Origin of the sequence: Gulosibacter hominis (assembly GCF_904842695.1) — a bacterium.
Lineage (GTDB): Bacteria > Actinomycetota > Actinomycetes > Actinomycetales > Microbacteriaceae > Gulosibacter > Gulosibacter hominis.
This window is the reverse complement of the sequence record NZ_CAJGWQ010000002.1, coordinates 87,655-105,334: the sequence shown is the minus strand read 5'-3', so window position 1 is coordinate 105,334 and position 17,680 is coordinate 87,655. Positions and strand designations below refer to the sequence as shown.

Below are 17,680 nucleotides of genomic sequence, written 5' to 3'. Positions count from 1 at the left end.
CGCTTCTTAAACTGCCGGTGTGAACCAACAGTCACCCAGTATCGACCCCAGCCCGACAGCCGATTCATTCCCTGACAGTGTTCAAGGATGGCGCCGCAAGATCGGCGAATTTGTGTTGTCTTCGACCGTCCAGACAGTCGTTCTGGTGCTCATCATCGTTAACGCGGTCGTACTCGGGTTGCAGACCTCGCCGGCTGCGATCGCCCAGTTCGGCACTGTGCTGCACATCATTGATGTGTTCTGCCTCAGCGTGTTTGTGGTGGAAATCGTCTTAAAAATTACCGCGCTCGACCGGCGGTTCTTCCTCGACGGCTGGAATATTTTCGATCTCTTAGTGGTTGCTATCTCGCTGGTACCTGCAGTAGGCCCGCTATCGGTGCTGCGTTCGCTGCGCGTTTTGCGAGTGTTGCGCCTAGCCAACCGTATGCCGCAGCTGCGCCGCATCGCCACCGCCATCATCCGCGCGATTCCCGGCATCGGCGCCATTGCCGGGCTCATGGGGCTCGTTTTTTATGTCGCGGCCGTCATGGCTACCGCGCTGTTCGCCGAACGTTTCCCCGAATGGTTCGGTTCGGTTTTTCAATCGCTCTATTCGCTCTTTCAGATCATGACGCTCGAGAGCTGGTCGATGGGGATTGTCCGTCCGGTTATGGAGGTGTACCCCGAGGCCTGGATGTTCTTTGTACCCTTCATCCTGGTGTCGGCATTCGTGATGCTCAACCTGTTCGTCGCGGTCATTATCGACACCATGTCGAATCTTGGCGCCACCACCGAGGGCACAGTTTCTGACCCCGAGCCGGTGCAGGCAGGCGAACGACCGGTGAGCGGATCGGCGTTCACGGTGGGCCACGAACTCGCGGTGATGCGCGAAGAGCTCGCGGAGATTCGGCAACTCCTATTGGCAACGCAAACGGGCGAGGCACCGCTGACGCAGCGCCCCGCCCGTGAAGATGCGGATGACAACAGCTAGTGAGCTGCCGACGTAACCGGGTTGCGTAGCGCCCCGATACCCTCAATCGCACAAACCACTTCATCACCGTCAACCAGCGGGCCAACGCCCGCCGGGGTACCGGTGAGCAGCACGTCTCCGGGTAGCAGCGTGAATACGCTCGAGGCGAACTCAACCAGGGTCGCCACCGTGCGTTCCATCTGGTTGAGATTACCGAGCTGACGGGTCTCGCCGTTCACCTTGCATCCGACCACCGCTTCCTCGGTGTTGAGCTCGGTTTCGATGTATGGGCCGAGGGGGCAAAAAGTGTCAAAGCCCTTGGCCCGACCCCACTGCCCGTCTGTGCGCTGCAGATCACGAGCCGTGACATCATTCGCGATCGTGTAACCGAAAATCACCTGGTGTGCGTCGGCGGCGGGCACATTGCGCGCAACCTGGCCGATCACCACTGCCAGCTCGACCTCGTGCTCCACCTGCTGCGACTGCGGCGGCAGCACGATCGGATAGTCGGGGCCGATAATTGCCGTGTTCGGTTTCAAAAACATCATCGGCTCGGCCGGAACTTCACTGTCGTGTTCGCGAGCGTGTTCGGCATAGTTGCGCCCGAATGCCACCACTTTTGAGCGGGGAATCACCGGGGCAAGTAGCCGCACATCTTTCAGCGCGACCCGATTGTCACTCGGGTCAATCGTGCCAAGAATCGGGTCGCCGTGCAGTTCGACCAGTTCATCGGCCGTTTCGTCGAGGATGCCGTAGGCAAGTTTTCCCTGGTGTTCGTAGCGCGCGATTTTCATGCGCCGAGTCTAACCGCATCCGCCTGCCGGTCGCTCCCAGAACGTGATCCACGCTCCCCGATCGTGATTCGGGATACAAAAGGGGCCGCAATGCAGCGCATCCGGCCCCGTCCCAGCGGTATTGGTATTGGGCTCGCCTACTCGCCGAGCACCTCCACACCAACCTGCTTGTCATACTCGTGTTCTGAAACCGGCAGGGTCTCGCCCTTGAAATATGACGGGCTGACAAAGCGCATGATCACCATCAGCACCACGCCCAGCACCATCACGGTCACGCCGAGAATGAACACCAGACCGAGGCCGCCGATCGACGATCCCGAGCCGTAGTCGGGATCCATCGATTCAACGATCGTCTGCACGAACATCCACACGAGCGTGAGGCCACCCAGCAGCGGCAGCAGCAGGCGCATGAAGAAGTTGCGGACGCTCTTAAACCAGCTCTTGCGGAAGTACCACACCGCAGCCAGGCCGGTCGCGCCGTAGTAGAAACAAACCATCATGCCAAGCGCGGTGATCGTGTCCCACAGCGCGTTTTCACTCACCAGACGCATCACCACGTAAAACACGAGCGAGGCACCGGCGGCCCAGAAGGTGGCGGTGGAGGGCGACTTGTAGCGTTCATCCACGTGCGCAAAACCCTTGGGCAGCGCCTCGTAGTGCCCCATCGCCAACAGGGTGCGAGCCGGCGAAACCATGGTCGACTGCAGCGACGCGAGCGACGAAGTCAGGATAGCGATCGACATCAGGATGGCGAACGGACCCATGATGTGCGGGGCGAGCACCGCAAAAATCGACTCTTGGTTTTCGGGGTTACCGGCACCGAGTTCACCGGTACCGATACCTGCCCACATGAGGGTACCGACGGTGATGAGCAGATAGAGGGCGATGATCGTGACGATGGTCACGACTGACGCGCGAGCCGGCGTGCGAGCGGGGTCTTTTGCCTCTTCGTTCATGGTGATGACGGTGTCCCAACCCCAGAACATGAAGATCGACAGCGATACACCGGCAACCGCAATCGACAGGCTCTCGATCTGCAGCGGGTTGAACCAGGAGAGGTCAGGCTGCGTGTAGTCGTAGGCGTTGCCGTTCGTCGCCGAAACAATCGCTGCCACCGAGAACCAGATCAGGGCGAGCAGCTGGAAAACGACCAGCCCCCACTGCACTTTTTGCGTGGCCTCAACACCGCGGTAGCCGATATACGTTGCCGCGGCAACAAATACCGTGGTGACGAGGATGTTCACCAGCAGGTTCTCCTGCGGGATGCCGGCCAGCGCATCGTTCTGGAAGATTTGCCCCAGCAGGATGAAAAAGAAGTCGGTGGCAACTGCGGCGAGGTTCGACAGCACCAGCACCGTGGCCGCGATCAGCCCCCATCCGCTCATCCAGCCGATCCAGGGCCCGAACGCGCGCGAGGCCCAGGTGAACGAGGTGCCCGAGTCGGGAACCGCACGGTTGAGCTCGCGGTAGCCGAACAGCACCATGAGCATCGGCACGAAACCGATCAGCAGAATTGCCGGCGTTTGCAGCCCGGCAACCGACACCGTCGGCCCGAGCCCCGAGGTGAGGGTGTAGGCGGGAGCGACCACCGAGACGCCGATAACCGCGCCACCAATTACACCAACCTTGCCAGCACTGAGGCCCTTCGATTGCACCGTACCGGTGGGAGTGATGGTGCGGTAGTTACTCGTGTCAGGCACGTGCCTGTACCCCTTTCAGCACAGATGGATGCTGGCGGGCAGAGTCGCGGGCCAGCCACGACAGTTGGCGATCGCTCTGAAAAGGCGTGAATCTGCTGCGAATACGCGCTGTCAGAATCATCGTAGCGAAGATGGACCATTTTTGCTGTGGCTCGAGCGCCATCACTATGTCGCGCTTGGCCTTAAGCTTGAGTGGCAAGGAGGCAACACATGGTTGGTAACCGACGTCCCGCTGGGCGGCCGCGCACGCGCATTCTCAATCGCGAGGTAATCACGGATGCGGCACGACGCATCATTACGAGTGACGGCGTGCCAGCGCTCACCATGACCCGACTCGCACAGCGACTGTCGGTCACCCCGTCAGCCCTCTACAACCACGCAACCTCGAAACAGGAAATTCTGCGCTGGATTGTCGACTCGATCATGGGCGAGGTGGATGCTTCGGCATTCGACAGCGAACCCTGGCGCGAGGCAACCCGAGCCTGGGCCGCAAGCTATCGCGATGTAATGGTCGCTCATGCCGAGCTGATCTCGTCGGTGGCAACTATTGAAGTCACCGATTCACCGCGCACCGTAGCCATGTATGAGCAGGTCGTGAGTGGCCTGCACCGCGCGGGCTTCCCGTTTGAGGCCTGCCTGCCGTTCATTGCCGCGCTCGAGTCGTTTATCTACGGGGCTGCGTTCAATGAGCTCGCACCGGCCGATATTTTTGACCCCGGGGATGAGGGGGATGTGGCCCCCAACTTTGTTGCGGCGGTGGAGGCGTCGCAGCGTGGTCGAAACCTCCGCGATATCAACGACGAACTGTTCGACATCGGTTTTAACGCCATCGTCGAGTCGACTGCCAAACGTCTCGGTGTCGACTAGAGCCGCCACGGCTGAAAGCAACTGAAACGAACGGCGGGGTGAACCGCTACCCGAGGGTAGCCGGCTCACCCCGCCGTTATGTTTGCTAGCGCTTAGGAGTGCTTGCGCAGCAGCTCAACGAGCACGCCGAGCGCATCTTCGAGCAGCTCGTCGGTGATGACCAGCGGCGGGAGGAAGCGGATGACGTTGCCGTAGGTACCGCAGGTGAGGAACATGACACCCTGCTTGAGCGCCTCATCGACAACGGTCTTCACCAGGTCGGCGTTCGGGGTCTTGCACTCGCCCTTCACGAGTTCGATTGCCATCATGGCGCCACGGCCACGAACTTCACCGACGGTGTCGAGTTCGGCAACCAGCGGCTCGAGAACCTCACGGATCTTGGCTTCGATGCGCTGCGCGCTCTCGGCCATGTTCTCGTCTGCGTAGGCCTGGAGTGTGGCGAGCGCGGCAGCGTTCGCGATCGGGTTACCCGAGTAGGTACCGCCGATGCCGCCGGGCTGCGGTGCATCCATGATCTCGGCACGACCGATAACGGCCGACAGCGGCATACCACCGGCAATACCCTTGGCGCTGGTAACCAGGTCGGGCTCGATGCCCTCCCACTCCGAGCAGAACCACTTACCGGTACGGCACATACCAGCCTGCACCTCGTCCGAAACGAACACGATGCCGTTTTCGTTGGCGAACTTCACGAGTGCGGGCAGGAAGCCCTCGGCGGGAACGAGGAAGCCACCCTCGCCCTGCAGCGGCTCGATGATGATGGCGGCAACGTTCTTGGCACCGATCTGCTTTTCGATGGCGCTGATGGTGCGAGCGGCAGCCTCTTCACCGGTGAGACCGTCACGGTAGGGGTAGCTGGCCGGCATGCGGTAGACCTCGGGGGCAAACGGGCCGAAGCCGTCCTTGTAGGGGGCGGCCTTGGCAGTCATTGCCATGGTGAGGTTGGTGCGGCCGTGGAAGGCGTGGTCGAACACGACGATCGCATCGCGACCGGTGTACTTGCGGGCAATCTTCACGGCGTTTTCGAGCGCCTCAGCACCCGAGTTGAACAGCGCGGCCTTCTTGGGGAAGCTGCCGGGGGTGAGCTCGGTGAGCTTCTGGCAGAGGTCGATGTAGCTCTCGTAGGGAGCGGTGTTGATCTGGAAGTGCGAACCGGCGTCGGCAGCTTCCTTGATGGCGGCAACAACCTTGGGGTTCGAGTTACCAACCGAGGTCACACCGATACCCGAACCGAAATCAACGAACTGGTTGCCATCGATGTCGCGAAGGATGGCGCCGTCCGCGGCCTCGATGTAGCTCGGCAGCGACGAGCCGATCGAGTTGCTGACGTACTGCTCGCGGCGTGCTGCAATTTCCTTCGACTTGGGGCCGGGCAGCTCGGTAACGATGCTGCGCTTCTGCTCTAGACGGAACTCCATGTCCCTATTCCTTTCGCTACTCTGCGACGTTTGGCACAACTGTACGCCGCAACATTGACAGCATCAGATGGGCAGGCGCACCACCCGCATCGGGTTATTGGTGCAGACGCACCAATAACCCACTCGGCGCCACACCCCATCGTGCTGCACCTGCTTTACATACCGGAAATATGAGCGGCATTCATTCAAGATGAGTTGATGATTAGTCTCGTCACCCTCTAGAAGGATTTGAATCCGGATGGCTTGCTATTACCCCGTCCCTGCAGCCAGGATGTCAGTGAGTTACCCGTATTTGCATCCCGAAGATCCGCTTATTAGCAATGGAGCAGCGTGTCTGAGCTAGTTGTATTCGAAGGTGAATTGGAACGTGCCAGTCGCGACGTCGGCGAAGTCGGGGCCGAGCTGGCCAACCCAAGACTTGATGAGTGCCGCGCTGCCGAAGACCTGGCAATGCCGGGCGGCAGCCAAGCGGACCTTAGTTCCGCAATGGACGAGCTTGAATCGTTCATTCGTGACATGGCCAAATGCTGCGACGAAACCAGCGAGGCTTGCCATCTAGCAGCCAACGACTTCACGAATGCTGACGAAGACTATGCAGCCGTCTTCGATGGCATTCGATTGGGAATGCAATGACAAACTGGGCCCACCTGCGCGAGTGGCGCGATACACCTCTTGAGGACGCATATCGTGAAGCGCAGTATTTGCAGACGAAGCTCGAACTGGCCGGCAACGACATCATTTCTGTGATGCGAGGCGTGTCGAGCGAAGGGCACACTGCCGATGCGCTTCGCGGTTCGCTCTACGTACTTGCGAACGAAACAGATGTCGCCGAGACTGCACTGACTGCGCTGATGCACGCCCTCAACACTGCTGCGGAATCTGTGGAGCAGATCGCCTTAGAAGTGGGAGCAACCGACGCTCGAATTGCTGCCAACTCACTTACAATCGACGACGCCGGCAATGTTGAAATTCAGGAGTGGCTGCGCAAGGCAATTGGTTCTGTTAACGTCTCCACGGATATCCCTGCACAAACTTCGTACCTTGCTGGTATTCAATTAATGTATGGCGAAGCCAAACGAGCACAGGCGTTCGTTCAAGCAACGGTCGATCGCCTACTCCAGGAGGCCCAAGAAACGCGGGATCGTTTGAAATCCAGCCTGGCCGAAGTCGTTTCGATCTGCACCAATAAACGGGTGTCGGCAGAAGCGTCGGGCAGTTCCACGACGACCATTGTCTCACGCCACGATGTAGAGCAGTGGGGTAGCTATGGCCCCGCCGAGGTGCGAGCGATCTGGGATTCACTGAGCGAGGAGCAGCGGCGGCAGATCTTGTCGAGCTTTCCAGACATCATCGGCAACCTCCCGGGCATCCCGTTTGCAGTGCGTAAGGAAGCAAACGATCAAAACCTGCAAGATTTTATCGAGAAGAGCTACTCAGCTCATCCAGATCTGGAAGCTGAGTTGCAGCGAATCCAGGACGAAGCCAAAGCAGAAAGTGGCACCGCATGGAGCCGCCACGGCGTCATTTCCTACACGGAAGAACAAGCACAAGAGATCCGACGGCTTGAAGATATCCGTGAGAAACGAAAAGCTGCCGAGTATTTACTCGAGAGTGGCGGTGCAGTCAAGTTCGACCCTGACAATGACAGCGTCATCGCAGTCAACGGCGACCTCAAAACCACCCCCGACCACGTGATTAGCTACGTGCCCGGAACCTCCACTGACTTCGGTAGCTTCTCGTCGGACATCACCCTGCTTCCTGAAGCAATCGTGGCGCAGCTCCAACGGCTCGATGAAAGCGCAGTGGTTTTCACTATCAAGGACGGCCCCTGGTCGACGTGGGCGGGAGAAGGCGCCAACTCGTCTCCAAACGAAATGCGCGAGCGTGGAGAGCGCGTATATGACCTACAACGGCTCATACAGCTGGAAGATTACGGCGATCAGACTCAGACCTCGGTTATCGGCCACAGCGCTGGGGTTACCAAGTTATCCGCAGCTGAAGCGCTGGGGATGGTCGTCGACGAATCTATCTCATTGGGCGGCTCATACTTGGTCGACGACTGGGTCGGGAACCCGAATACCGATTACGCTCACATCCAATACAAGAATGACTTTATAAATCTCCTTGACCCCTACACGCGTACACCACACAATAGACCGGAGTTTGCAAACATCACCCTCGAACCACATATCATCAACGGTGCGATTAAAGGGCACATTCGCGTTGCGCAAGGGCCCGAAACGAACCAGAACGGAGTCGACGCGATTCTGGAAGAGATCAGCAATTGAGACGAACTAATGACAAGGCTCGCGCTCATCGACCGTTCCGAACCCGGCAGCTACCCAAAGTGCTGACCTCAGCAGTTGCGGTCATGTTGTTAACGGGATGCGGTGGAGGTGCCGAGCCGATTCCGACTGCTGCAGCTACCGAGATGAAGTCTCGATCGCAAGAGATTCAGCAGGTGATCTACGAACTAATGCCGCCGGAGTATTTGAGCGCTAACGATCTCAATTCGCCTTGGAAGGCCACGCCGGCAAGCCCGCTTCTCCCCTGCAAGCCCATCCTGTCTGCCGAGTCCTGGCAATCCGACGACAATTCTTCCGGATACCAGTACCCAGGCTCATTTTCCGCCCGCCTCGACGAAGGCGCCCCCGTCGAAGAAATCGTTGACCAGCTTTACCAGGACGTCATCCACTCCCCCGACCTGGAGTTCGACCCCGACTCGATTCCCGAACACCCCACTAAACGCACCCAGTTTGTGAGCACCGACGGCTACCAAGTCATGATCAGCTACATGCTCCCCAGCGGCTCAAGCCGCTACATCGTTAGCGTCTACGTCTGGAGCCCGTGTTTCATCCCTGAAACGATGCCACCCGGCGGGAAGCTCTAAGCACACCGCCGCATAAGCGGTCGCACCAATGACTAGGCTCGCGCTATGCCCATCGCCATCGTCGATCTTGTGACTCACAGTCGCCTCGTACTGAAGCTGCGCAGCGGCAGCACCCCCCTGCTGCAGCAACCGGTTGCAGTAGGCGGCCGCTACCGAACTTATCGACCCCTCGCAATTTCTCACCGGCGGCGAGCTAGTTGTGCACCACCGGGATGCGGCTTCGCTCGATTCGCAGCACTGTCGCCAGCAGCGGCTGTTTGAGGCTCTGCTCAGCCGCGGCGGGCTCGACGCGATTCTGGAAGAGATCAGCAATTGAGACGAACTAATGACAAGGCTCGCGCTCATCGACCGTTCCGAACCCGGCAGCTACCCAAAGTGCTGACCTCAGCAGTTGCGGTCATGTTGTTAACGGGATGCGGTGGAGGTGCCGAGCCGATTCCGACTGCTGCAGCTACCGAGATGAAGTCACGATCACAAGAGATTCAGCAGGTGATCTACGAACTAATGCCGCCGGAGTATTTGAGCACTAACGATCTCAATTCGCCCTGGCAGGACGCGCCGGCAAGCCCGCTTCTCCCCTGCAAGCCCATCCTGTCTGCCGAGTCCTGGCAATCCGACGACAATTCCTCCGGATACCAATACCCAGGCTCATTTTCCGCCCGCCTCGACGAAGGCGCCCCCGTCGAAGAAATCGTTGACCAGCTTTACCAGGACGTCACCCACTCCCCCAACCTGGAGTTCGACCCCGACAGTATTCCTGAAGACCCTTCGAGTATGACACAGCTGATCACCGCCGACGGCTACCAAGTTCTCATCAGCTACGTTCTCCCAAGCGACAGCACCCGCCATATCATCAGTGTTGATGTCTGGAGCCCGTGTTTCATTCCCGAAACGATGCCACCGGGGCGGAAAATCTAATCACAGCATCAGATGGGCAGGCGCACCACATCCATGGCGCCTGTCGTGCATCCGCACGACACCCAACTAGACTTGGACTATGGCCATCACGATTGCGGATCTCGTCGCCGACCCCCAACTCGGTTTGAAGCTGCGCAGCGGCGGCGGCACACTTCTGCAGCGGCCGGTGGAATGGGCTGCCGCAACCGAGCTCATCGATCCCTCACAGTTCCTCACCGGTGGTGAGCTGGTGTGCACCACCGGGATGCGGCTGCGCTCGATCCGCTCGATCCGCACCTTCCTCGAGGCGGTTCGGCAGGCGGGTTCGTGCGGGGTCGCTTTCGGGGTGGGATTCACCCATGCCGAAATACCCGAGGTGCTGCTCGACGAAGCTCGTCGCCGCGACCTACCGGTGCTCGAAGTCCCAGCCAAGCTCTCATTCACCGCAATCGCCCGCAAAGTTGCCGCAGCACAGGCCACACAAGAGTTCGCCCGACTCGAATCACAGCACCGCCGCCAACAGCGACTGGTTGAAGCACTGCTGGGCGACGGTGGGATTGGCGCAATGCTCGACCGGCTCGGCCACGATACCGGCGCCCACATCGCGCTGAGTTTCAACGGCGAAATCGTTTCGGGCAGCCTCGAAGTGGACGACAACCGCATCACCGGCTGGGAGGCAATGCCCATCGCGGTGGGCTCACGCGCACAAGCCACCCTGCACGTGTCCCTCCCCCACAGCAACCGCGCGCTGCTACTTTCGGCGCGCTCGCTCATCGGCCTCCACCTGGCGCAGGTCACGCGCGATCTGCGCAAACTTCGCGAACGAAACGGCCAGGTGCTCAGCGACCTCATCGAAGGGCGGCTGCCAGACGAACGCGTCACACCCCGACTCGAATCAATCGGCCTCGACCCAGCAACGAGCTACCGGCTCATTGTCGTTGCCGATGATGGCAAACGCCCCAATGCACTCGCATCCCTGCCGCTGCCATCATCGCTCGATGGCCTGGCGGCCGGGATGCATGAAAACAAGCTGGCCGTTGCGGTGCCGGCCATGCATCCCCCACGTAAAGCGGCCGAGGCGCTGCTGGCCGCAACCCGCGCCGCCGGTGTCGGCGCGCGCATCGGCATCGGCGGCCCCTACCCCGCCGCCGCGCCACTGCGATGGAGCTGGTTTGAAGCGATCGATGCCCTCGACCGCAATGCTGACGAGGTGATTTCAACCGCGGGCAGACTGTCGATTGCCTCGCTCATGCTCGCGGCCGCGAAAGCTCCCGTGCTCGAATTTGCGGCCTCGGTGCTCGAACCGCTCGAGCGCGCCGACGCCGAACACGGCTCGCAACTGGTCGAAACCCTTGATGCCGTGCTCAATCACTCGGGCGCGATCAACGAGGTTGCGGCAAAACTCGGCACCCACCGCAATACGGTGCGCTATCGCATTGAGCAGATCTACCGGCTCACGGGCCTCGACCCGCGCAGCACCCCGGATGCGGTGCAGCTCACCCTGGCGCGCACCGCGCGGCGGCTCAACCGCAGCGAGTAGCGGCCGCTTAATCGCGTGAGCGCCTCGGGCGTATGCACAGCATCGCTGTCACCACGGTGACGGTGGCGCCAACCACGAGCACAGTATTGAATTTCACTTGCTGATTTTCGCGGGCCATTTCGCAGCGTGCGAGGAGTTTTTGCTCGGCGGCAATCTCTGCCAGTCGCTGTTCTGCGACCGAAGCAGAAAGATCTCGGTCGCCGCGAGCCTGCCCCAACCCCTCAACCACGGGGTACACATACGAGGCACCACCGAGCGGCGCGCAGACAAGTTCCTCCTCCGCTCCGCCGATACTGGCGCGCGGTTTTTCCTGCGCGACCATTCCAACGAGCATCAACCAAGCGATTGCCACTACCACCAGCGCCGCAATTGACACCATCCGGGCAACGGGGAACCGAGAATTGTCGCCGGGGTTGGCCACTGCCATGTGTTCGCTCCATCTGGTCGGGTTGCGTTAGACGAGTTTCACCAGCCAATTGTTGGTGTCAGGCTCGATACCATTCTGGATGCCGGTGAGCAGCGACCGGATCCGCATCGAGAATGATTCTTCGGTAACCGGAGGGTTGGCGATTGTGAAATCGGGGGCGCGCAGCTCACCGATCGGCGAAATCACCGCTGCGGTACCGATGGCGATCGCTTCGACGACCCGACCCGACTCAACGCCCTCACGCCACTCGATAATCGAAATCTGACGGCGCTCGACCTTGCGGCCAGCTTGCTCGCAAAGTTCGAGCACACTGTCGCGGGTGATCCCCGGCAAGATTGAATCTGATTTGGGGGTGATCACAGTGCCGTCATCAAGCACAAGCACCACGTTCATCCCGCCGAGCTCTTCGAGATAGGTTTCGCTGCACGAATCGAGGAAGAGCACCTGCTCGCATCCCTTGTCGTAGGCGATTCGCTGCGGCAGCATCGAAGCGGCATAGTTCCCGCCACACTTTGCCGAACCGGTGCCGCCGCGGCCGGCGCGCGAATATTCGGTTTCGAGCCAAATGTTCACCGGACGCGTGGGGTCGCTGAAATACGAACCCACCGGGCAGGCAATCACCATAAAGGTCGCCGTTTCGGCGGCGCGCACACCCAGGAAGTCTTCGTTCGCAATCATGAACGGACGCAGATACAGCGACTGCTGCTTGCCATGCGGCGGCACCCAGCGCTCGTCCACCTGCACCAGCTGGCGAATCGCTTCCACAAACAGCTCGGTGGGAAGCTCGGGCAGCGCCAGGCGACGGGCCGAGGCCTGTAGCCGCGCGGCGTTGCGCTCGGGTCGGAAGGTGTGCACCGAACCGTCAGCGTGGCGGTAAGCCTTGAGCCCCTCGAAAATCTCCTGGCCATAGTGGAAGACCGCGTTGGCCGGATTGAGTGTGAGCGGACCGTAGGGCACGATGCGCGGATCCTGCCAGCCTTCGGCGAGGGTCCAGTCGATCATCGCCATGTGATCGGTGAAATAGTTGCCGAAGCCGGGGTTTTCAAACGCCTTGGCAAGGTCGGCATCACTTGTCGGGTTGGGGTTGCGTTCAATGCGGAAGTTCGCGGCGGTCATAATTCAGCTTTCGTAGATGTCGAAAAAATTGTTTGCCGGTGGTGGCTATGCCGTCAATAGCTCGGTGATTGCCGAGCCGATTTCACCGGTGGTGCGAGCTGGGGCATCGATGCGGTTGCGCAGGTCGCGCTCACAGGCCGCCTCAACACGGTCGGCTTCGGCCGTAAAACCGAAGTGCCGCAGCAGCAGCGCCACCGAGAGGATGGCCGCTGTGGGGTCGGCTTTGCCGGTGCCGGCGATATCGGGGGCCGAGCCGTGCACCGGCTCGAACATGCTCGGGAACTTGCCCTCGGGGTTGAGGTTGCCCGATGCAGCGAGGCCGATGCCGCCCGTAACGGCACCGGCGAGGTCGGTGATGATGTCACCAAAAATATTGTCGGTCACCAACACATCGAAGCGTGATGGATTGGTCACGAAAAAGATCGTTGCGGCATCAATGTGCAGGTAGTCGACCGTCACCTCGGGGTATTCGGTGGCCACTTCGTTGACGATGCGGTTCCACATTGCACCCGCGTAGACGAGCACGTTTTTCTTATGCACCAGTGTGAGGCGCTTATTGCGGGTCATCGCGAGCTCGAAAGCGTAGCGAACGGTGCGCTCCACACCGTGCGCGGTGTTGACCGAGAGTTCATTGGCGATCTCGTGTTCGGTGCCCACGCGAACGCTGCCGCCATTACCGACATACAGCCCCTCGGTGCCCTCACGCACCACCACAAAATCAATTTCACCGGGGTTCGCCAGCGGACTCACCGCGCTCGGCCACAGTCGCGAGGGACGCAGATTGATGTAGTGATCAAACGCGAACCGCAGCTTCAAAAGCAGACCGCGCTCGAGGATGCCGCCGGCAAGCTTCGGATCGTTGGGGTCGCCACCCACTGCACCCAGCAGGATCGCGTCGTGGCCGCGCAGTTTTTCGAGCGACTCATCGCTCAGCACCTCGCCGGTGGCGAGGTAGTGCGACGCCCCGAAGGGGTATTCGGTTTCGGTGAGCTGCACCGACTCGGGCAGTACCGCCCGCAGCACCTTGCGGGCCTCACCAATCACCTCGGGGCCGATACCGTCGCCCTCAATAATGGCCAGATCTAGAGACTCGCGTGCCACACCGCATCCTTTCAGCGCTGAAGTTTGTTCTCCCCAGCCTACTCCGCTCCACCGACGCGTTCGTGCCCACGGCGACGGACAGCCGACGCCGCCCTAGCCGCGAATACCGTAGCGCTCGCGCAGCGCCTTCTTTGACCGGGCAGTTCCCTCTTGCTGCAGCGCCAAAAGCTCGGCATAAATACCGCCGGTGGTGGCCAGTTCGGCCGGCGACCCCACCTCATCAATTTCACCGTGCCGCAGGGTAATGATGCGATCAACCGACGAAATAGTCGACAACCGGTGCGCAATAATCAAGCTGGTTCGGCCACGCATCAGCTCATCAATCCCCGCCTGCACCAGCCGCTCCGACTTGGTATCCAACGCCGAGGTGGCCTCATCAAGGATCAGCACCGGCGCATCCTTCAACATGGCCCGCGCCACCGCAATACGCTGCTTCTGGCCACCAGAAAGTTTCAGGCCGCGCTCACCAATAACCGTGTCGAGCCCCTCCGGCGACCGAGCAATAAATGCCCAGGCATTGGCGCGTTTCGCCGCCGCAATAATTTCTGCATCACTCGCATCGGGGCGAGCATAGGCAATGTTTTCACGAATGGTGCCCGAAAACAGCGATGCGTCCTGGAACACCACACCAATTTTTTCGCGGAGTTTTGCCATGTGGAGTTCGGCCGTGTCATGGCCGAAGAGACGAACATGACCATCAGCGACCGGATAAAACCCGAGCAAGACGCTCACGATCGTCGATTTGCCACCGCCCGACTCACTCACCAGCGCAATTCGCTCACCCTCCGCAACCGAAAAACTCAGATTGCGAAGCACCGACTCAGAATCATAAGCAAAATTCACGCGCGAAAACTCGATAGCCGCGCTGCCCGGCTTCGGTGCCAACTCGCCGCCAGCCATCTCTTGGCTAAGCAATTCGCGCGGATCGGGTTCGAGCTCCATCACACTGAAATAGTCACGTGACCCCGCGAGCGCATGCTGGGCCGTGTCGATGATGTAACTCATCATGGTCACCGGTTGTCGCGCCATATTCATCAGCTGAATGAGCAGCACCATCACGCCGAGAGTGAACTGCCCCTGCGCGGTAAGCACAAAAATAATCGCGTAGATACCGAAAAATATGAGGTTCAAGGCAGCGCGACGCAGCGCATCCATGAAATGCCAGTGCCGCGATTGATCGCGAGTAATCGCAACCGTACGCGCAAAACGGGCATGAAAATAGTCACGCTCACGACGCTCCTGCGCAAATGATTTCACCACGGGCATCTGGCTGACTACCTCGGTAAACCGGCCGCGCGCCGCATCCACCTCAGCGTTCTTTTCACCCTCATACACCTGCCAGCGACGCGAAGTCAGCGCGGTAAGCCACACATACACCGGAAAAATAACCAGCAGCAATAGCGCCAACGGCCACGCATAAAACCCTGAAATCACCAGCACCGCGACAGTAGTGATAATCATGGTGAAAAAATTATTGGCGAACGACTTCGCAAAATGAGTCACCTCAGTAATCGTTCGGTCAAGCCGCGAAACGATCGTGCCAGTGAGGTTGTCGTCAAAATAGCGCTGTGGCAGCTGCAGTAGCTTGTCGAAATAGCGGTTCGACAGGATCTGCCGCATCCGCTCACTCATCAGGTCGCCAAACCATCCCCCAACCGAAGTGATGAGCGTGACCGCCAACTCAGCGATCAAGAACGCCACCGCAAACCACATGGTGGCGACGATGCCATCAGCAAACGCGACCCGGCCATTGACGATGTCAACGATGACATCGGTTGCCGCACCGATAATGAACGGCACCGCCAAAGTACCAATCGCGGCCGCCACCGAGCAGACGATGATAATCAGGTACAGCCCACGAAGCTCGTTCGTAAACCGGATGAGACGAAGTACTGATCGCATTTAGGCGACTGTACACCGCGGCCGTATCGGCGCGACGCAATATTTGCGCCACACCGACGCCCCTGCGAAAATGACGAACGTTTAGCCGCTGTGTGCAGCAGCCATCCCGGCAACGCAACACAGCGACCCAACCCGCAGACGAAGGAGTGGCGAGTGGTGGCGAAGTACGACGTCGTCGAGGCCCCGATCGCGCAATTGCGCCATGACCTCGAGACCGGCAAGGTCACGAGTGTCGAACTGGTACGGGCCTATCTAGACCGCATCAATACCTACGACCGTGCCGGCATCCGATTGAACGCGATCGTTGTCGACAATCCCGACGCGCTCGATGAAGCCGCCGCATCCGATGAACGCCGCCGCGCCGGCGAGCTGCTCGGCCCGCTCGACGGCATCCCCTTCACCGCCAAAGACAGCTACGCGGCACGCGGATTGACCGTGGCCGCCGGATCCCCGGCATTTGAGCACCTGGTTGCGGGCCGGGATGCGTTCACAATCGAGCGGCTGCGTGCCGGCGGCGCAATTTTGCTCGGTCTCACCAATATGCCGCCCATGGCCAACGGCGGTATGCAGCGCGGCGTTTACGGCCGCGCCGAAAGCCCCTACAACGCCGACTACCTCACCGCCCCGTTCGGGTCGGGATCATCGAATGGCTCAGGCACCGCAACCGCCGCCAGCTTCGCCGCGTTCGGGCTCGGTGAAGAAACGTGGTCGTCAGGCCGCGGGCCAGCTTCGAACAATGCGCTGTGCACCTACACCCCCTCGTGGGGCGTCATTTCGATTCGCGGCAACTGGCCGCTCGTACCCACCATGGATGTGGTCGCGCCTCACGCCCGCACCATGGCAGACCTGCTCGAGGTGCTCGATGTGATCGTCGCCGACGACCACACCACACGAGGTGATTTTTGGCGCGTGCAGCCGTGGATTGAAATCCCGCCCGTGCACGAACTGCGACCCGAAAGCTACCCGGCGCTCGCCGCATCCGAACCCACCGAAGTGCTGCGCGGCAAACGTTTCGGTGTGCCGCGCATGTACATCAATGCCGACCCGATCGCCGGCACCGGCGACCAGCCGCGGTTCGGTGGCCCCACCGGGCATCCCATTGAAACGCGAGCATCCGTTATCGAGCTGTGGGAGGCCGCACGGCGCGACCTTGAAGCGGCCGGCGCCGAGGTGGTCGAGGTCGACTTCCCGGTGGTGTCGAACTACGAGGGTGACCGGCCTGGCGCACCCACGATTGGGACGCGCGGGCTCATTCCCGAAGGCTATCTCGACCGTGAAATTCTCGAGCTGTCGCTGTGGTCGTGGAACGAATTTTTGCAGACCAATGGCGACCCGAATCTCAACAGCATGACGCAGGTGGATGGCGCGAAGATCTTCCCGCATCCAGAGGGTGCGCTCCCCGACCGCTATGCCGAGCTCGACTTCGATGTGCAGGAATACACCCGCTATGCGCGCGTGAACGGGGTGCCGGAGCTGACCGAAATCCCGTTGATTCCCGAGGGCGTGCGCGGGCTGAACGAAACCCGCCGCATTGACTTCGACGAGTGGCTTGCGGGACTGCGACTCGATGGTGTGGTGCTACCGGCGGTTGCCGATGTGGGGCCGGCCGATATGGATGTGAATGAGGCGTCGGCCGATCTGGGGTGGCGTAACGGCACCTGGGTTGCCAATGGCAATCTTGTGTGGCGGCACCTGGGGATCCCGACTGTGACAGTGCCCATGGGCACGATGCACGATATCGCAATGCCCGTGGGGCTCACTTTCGCGGGCCGCGGTTGGGACGACACTGCGCTGCTGCGCTACGGCGCGGCGTTCGAAGCGCTCCGCCCGCGTCGCACCGAGCCGACCCGCACCCCGCGGTTGTAGGGCTGGCGCTCGCCTGAGCCGGCATTGCGCTGGCCCAAGTTTGCGGAATTTTGTTTCCTGAAATCAAAAAATTGACTGCAAAAAGCGCCTCAAACCCGGATTTGTATGCCCTACTGGCCCGATTTGCAGCCAGGAAACAAAACTCCGCAAGCAACTGCATCCAGGAAACAAAAATCTGCAGGGGGTACAGGGATGCGGCAGGGCCAGCAGAGC

15 protein-coding genes are annotated in these 17,680 nt (G+C 60.4%); 8 read left to right on the top strand and 7 right to left on the bottom strand.

Annotated elements, in window-relative coordinates:
* Positions 1 to 19 precede the first annotated feature (19 nt).
* Complete coding sequence (locus tag JMV54_RS02750; protein ID WP_230972782.1) at positions 20 to 970, top strand: ion transporter; 951 nt, start codon at positions 20 to 22, stop codon at positions 968 to 970.
* Here the strand turns inward: JMV54_RS02750 and JMV54_RS02745 are convergent.
* Both JMV54_RS02745 and JMV54_RS02740 read right to left on the bottom strand, forming a co-directional pair.
* Positions 967 to 1,743, bottom strand: coding sequence for a fumarylacetoacetate hydrolase family protein (locus tag JMV54_RS02745; RefSeq protein WP_201517376.1), 777 nt, complete (start codon positions 1,741 to 1,743; stop codon positions 967 to 969). The genes JMV54_RS02750 and JMV54_RS02745 overlap by 4 nt on opposite strands.
* A gap of 137 nt (positions 1,744 to 1,880) precedes the next feature.
* Positions 1,881 to 3,443, bottom strand: a complete 1,563-nt coding sequence (locus JMV54_RS02740; RefSeq protein WP_201517375.1) for an APC family permease — start codon at positions 3,441 to 3,443, stop codon at positions 1,881 to 1,883.
* A gap of 210 nt (positions 3,444 to 3,653) precedes the next feature.
* On the opposite strand from JMV54_RS02740, the gene JMV54_RS02735 reads away from it, so the two are divergent.
* Entirely contained in the window at positions 3,654 to 4,310 is a 657-nt protein-coding gene (locus JMV54_RS02735) for a TetR/AcrR family transcriptional regulator (RefSeq protein WP_201517374.1), read from the top strand.
* 92 nt (positions 4,311 to 4,402) lie between these two features.
* Here JMV54_RS02735 and gabT read toward each other — a convergent pair whose 3' ends face one another.
* Positions 4,403 to 5,728, bottom strand: coding sequence for a 4-aminobutyrate--2-oxoglutarate transaminase (gene gabT / locus JMV54_RS02730; protein ID WP_201517373.1), 1,326 nt, complete (start codon positions 5,726 to 5,728; stop codon positions 4,403 to 4,405).
* A gap of 330 nt (positions 5,729 to 6,058) precedes the next feature.
* Between gabT and JMV54_RS02725 the strand changes: the two genes are divergently transcribed.
* From JMV54_RS02725 to JMV54_RS02705, 5 genes are all read left to right on the top strand, one after another.
* Positions 6,059 to 6,361: a hypothetical protein gene (locus tag JMV54_RS02725; protein ID WP_201517372.1), complete on the top strand. Its 303-nt coding sequence runs from the start codon at positions 6,059 to 6,061 to the stop codon at positions 6,359 to 6,361.
* On the top strand, positions 6,358 to 8,016 hold the full coding sequence (locus JMV54_RS02720; protein WP_201517371.1) for a hypothetical protein: 1,659 nt from the start codon (positions 6,358 to 6,360) through the stop codon (positions 8,014 to 8,016). The genes JMV54_RS02725 and JMV54_RS02720 overlap by 4 nt, the downstream gene beginning before the upstream one ends.
* Before the next feature lie 59 nt (positions 8,017 to 8,075).
* Positions 8,076 to 8,618, top strand: a complete 543-nt coding sequence (locus JMV54_RS02715; protein ID WP_201517370.1) for a hypothetical protein — start codon at positions 8,076 to 8,078, stop codon at positions 8,616 to 8,618.
* Between the two features lie 375 nt (positions 8,619 to 8,993).
* Entirely contained in the window at positions 8,994 to 9,536 is a 543-nt protein-coding gene (locus JMV54_RS02710) for a hypothetical protein (RefSeq protein WP_201517369.1), read from the top strand.
* A 79-nt stretch (positions 9,537 to 9,615) separates the two neighbouring features.
* Positions 9,616 to 11,055, top strand: a complete 1,440-nt coding sequence (locus tag JMV54_RS02705) for a PucR family transcriptional regulator (protein ID WP_201517368.1) — start codon at positions 9,616 to 9,618, stop codon at positions 11,053 to 11,055.
* Positions 11,056 to 11,062: 7 nt separating this feature from the next.
* On the opposite strand, the gene JMV54_RS02700 is transcribed toward JMV54_RS02705, so the two are convergent.
* The 4 genes from JMV54_RS02700 to JMV54_RS02685 all read right to left on the bottom strand — a co-directional run bounded on the left by JMV54_RS02700 (position 11,063) and on the right by JMV54_RS02685 (position 15,601).
* Positions 11,063 to 11,482: a hypothetical protein gene (locus JMV54_RS02700; protein ID WP_201517367.1), complete on the bottom strand. Its 420-nt coding sequence runs from the start codon at positions 11,480 to 11,482 to the stop codon at positions 11,063 to 11,065.
* A gap of 27 nt (positions 11,483 to 11,509) precedes the next feature.
* On the bottom strand, positions 11,510 to 12,598 hold the full coding sequence (locus JMV54_RS02695; RefSeq protein ID WP_201517366.1) for a branched-chain amino acid aminotransferase: 1,089 nt from the start codon (positions 12,596 to 12,598) through the stop codon (positions 11,510 to 11,512).
* 45 nt (positions 12,599 to 12,643) lie between these two features.
* The gene (locus JMV54_RS02690; RefSeq protein WP_201517365.1) at positions 12,644 to 13,699 is read right to left on the bottom strand and encodes a 3-isopropylmalate dehydrogenase; all 1,056 of its coding nucleotides are present in this window, start codon (positions 13,697 to 13,699) and stop codon (positions 12,644 to 12,646) included.
* 93 nt (positions 13,700 to 13,792) lie between these two features.
* Positions 13,793 to 15,601 (bottom strand): ABC transporter ATP-binding protein, encoded by a 1,809-nt coding sequence (locus JMV54_RS02685; protein ID WP_201517364.1) that lies wholly within the window; start codon positions 15,599 to 15,601, stop codon positions 13,793 to 13,795.
* A gap of 156 nt (positions 15,602 to 15,757) precedes the next feature.
* Here JMV54_RS02685 and JMV54_RS02680 point away from each other — a divergent pair, with 156 nt between their 5' ends.
* Positions 15,758 to 17,467 (top strand): amidase, encoded by a 1,710-nt coding sequence (locus JMV54_RS02680; protein WP_201517471.1) that lies wholly within the window; start codon positions 15,758 to 15,760, stop codon positions 17,465 to 17,467.
* Positions 17,468 to 17,680: the final 213 nt, after the last annotated feature.

Coding starts and splice junctions, on each gene's coding strand:
- JMV54_RS02685 (WP_201517364.1), bottom strand. CDS start 15,601: ATGCGATCAGTACTTCGTCTCATCCGGTTTACGAACGAGCTTCGTGGG.
- JMV54_RS02745 (WP_201517376.1), bottom strand. CDS start 1,743: ATGAAAATCGCGCGCTACGAACACCAGGGAAAACTTGCCTACGGCATC.
- JMV54_RS02735 (WP_201517374.1), top strand. CDS start 3,654: ATGGTTGGTAACCGACGTCCCGCTGGGCGGCCGCGCACGCGCATTCTC.
- JMV54_RS02700 (WP_201517367.1), bottom strand. CDS start 11,482: ATGGCAGTGGCCAACCCCGGCGACAATTCTCGGTTCCCCGTTGCCCGG.
- JMV54_RS02720 (WP_201517371.1), top strand. CDS start 6,358: ATGACAAACTGGGCCCACCTGCGCGAGTGGCGCGATACACCTCTTGAG.
- JMV54_RS02695 (WP_201517366.1), bottom strand. CDS start 12,598: ATGACCGCCGCGAACTTCCGCATTGAACGCAACCCCAACCCGACAAGT.
- JMV54_RS02705 (WP_201517368.1), top strand. CDS start 9,616: ATGGCCATCACGATTGCGGATCTCGTCGCCGACCCCCAACTCGGTTTG.
- gabT (WP_201517373.1), bottom strand. CDS start 5,728: ATGGAGTTCCGTCTAGAGCAGAAGCGCAGCATCGTTACCGAGCTGCCC.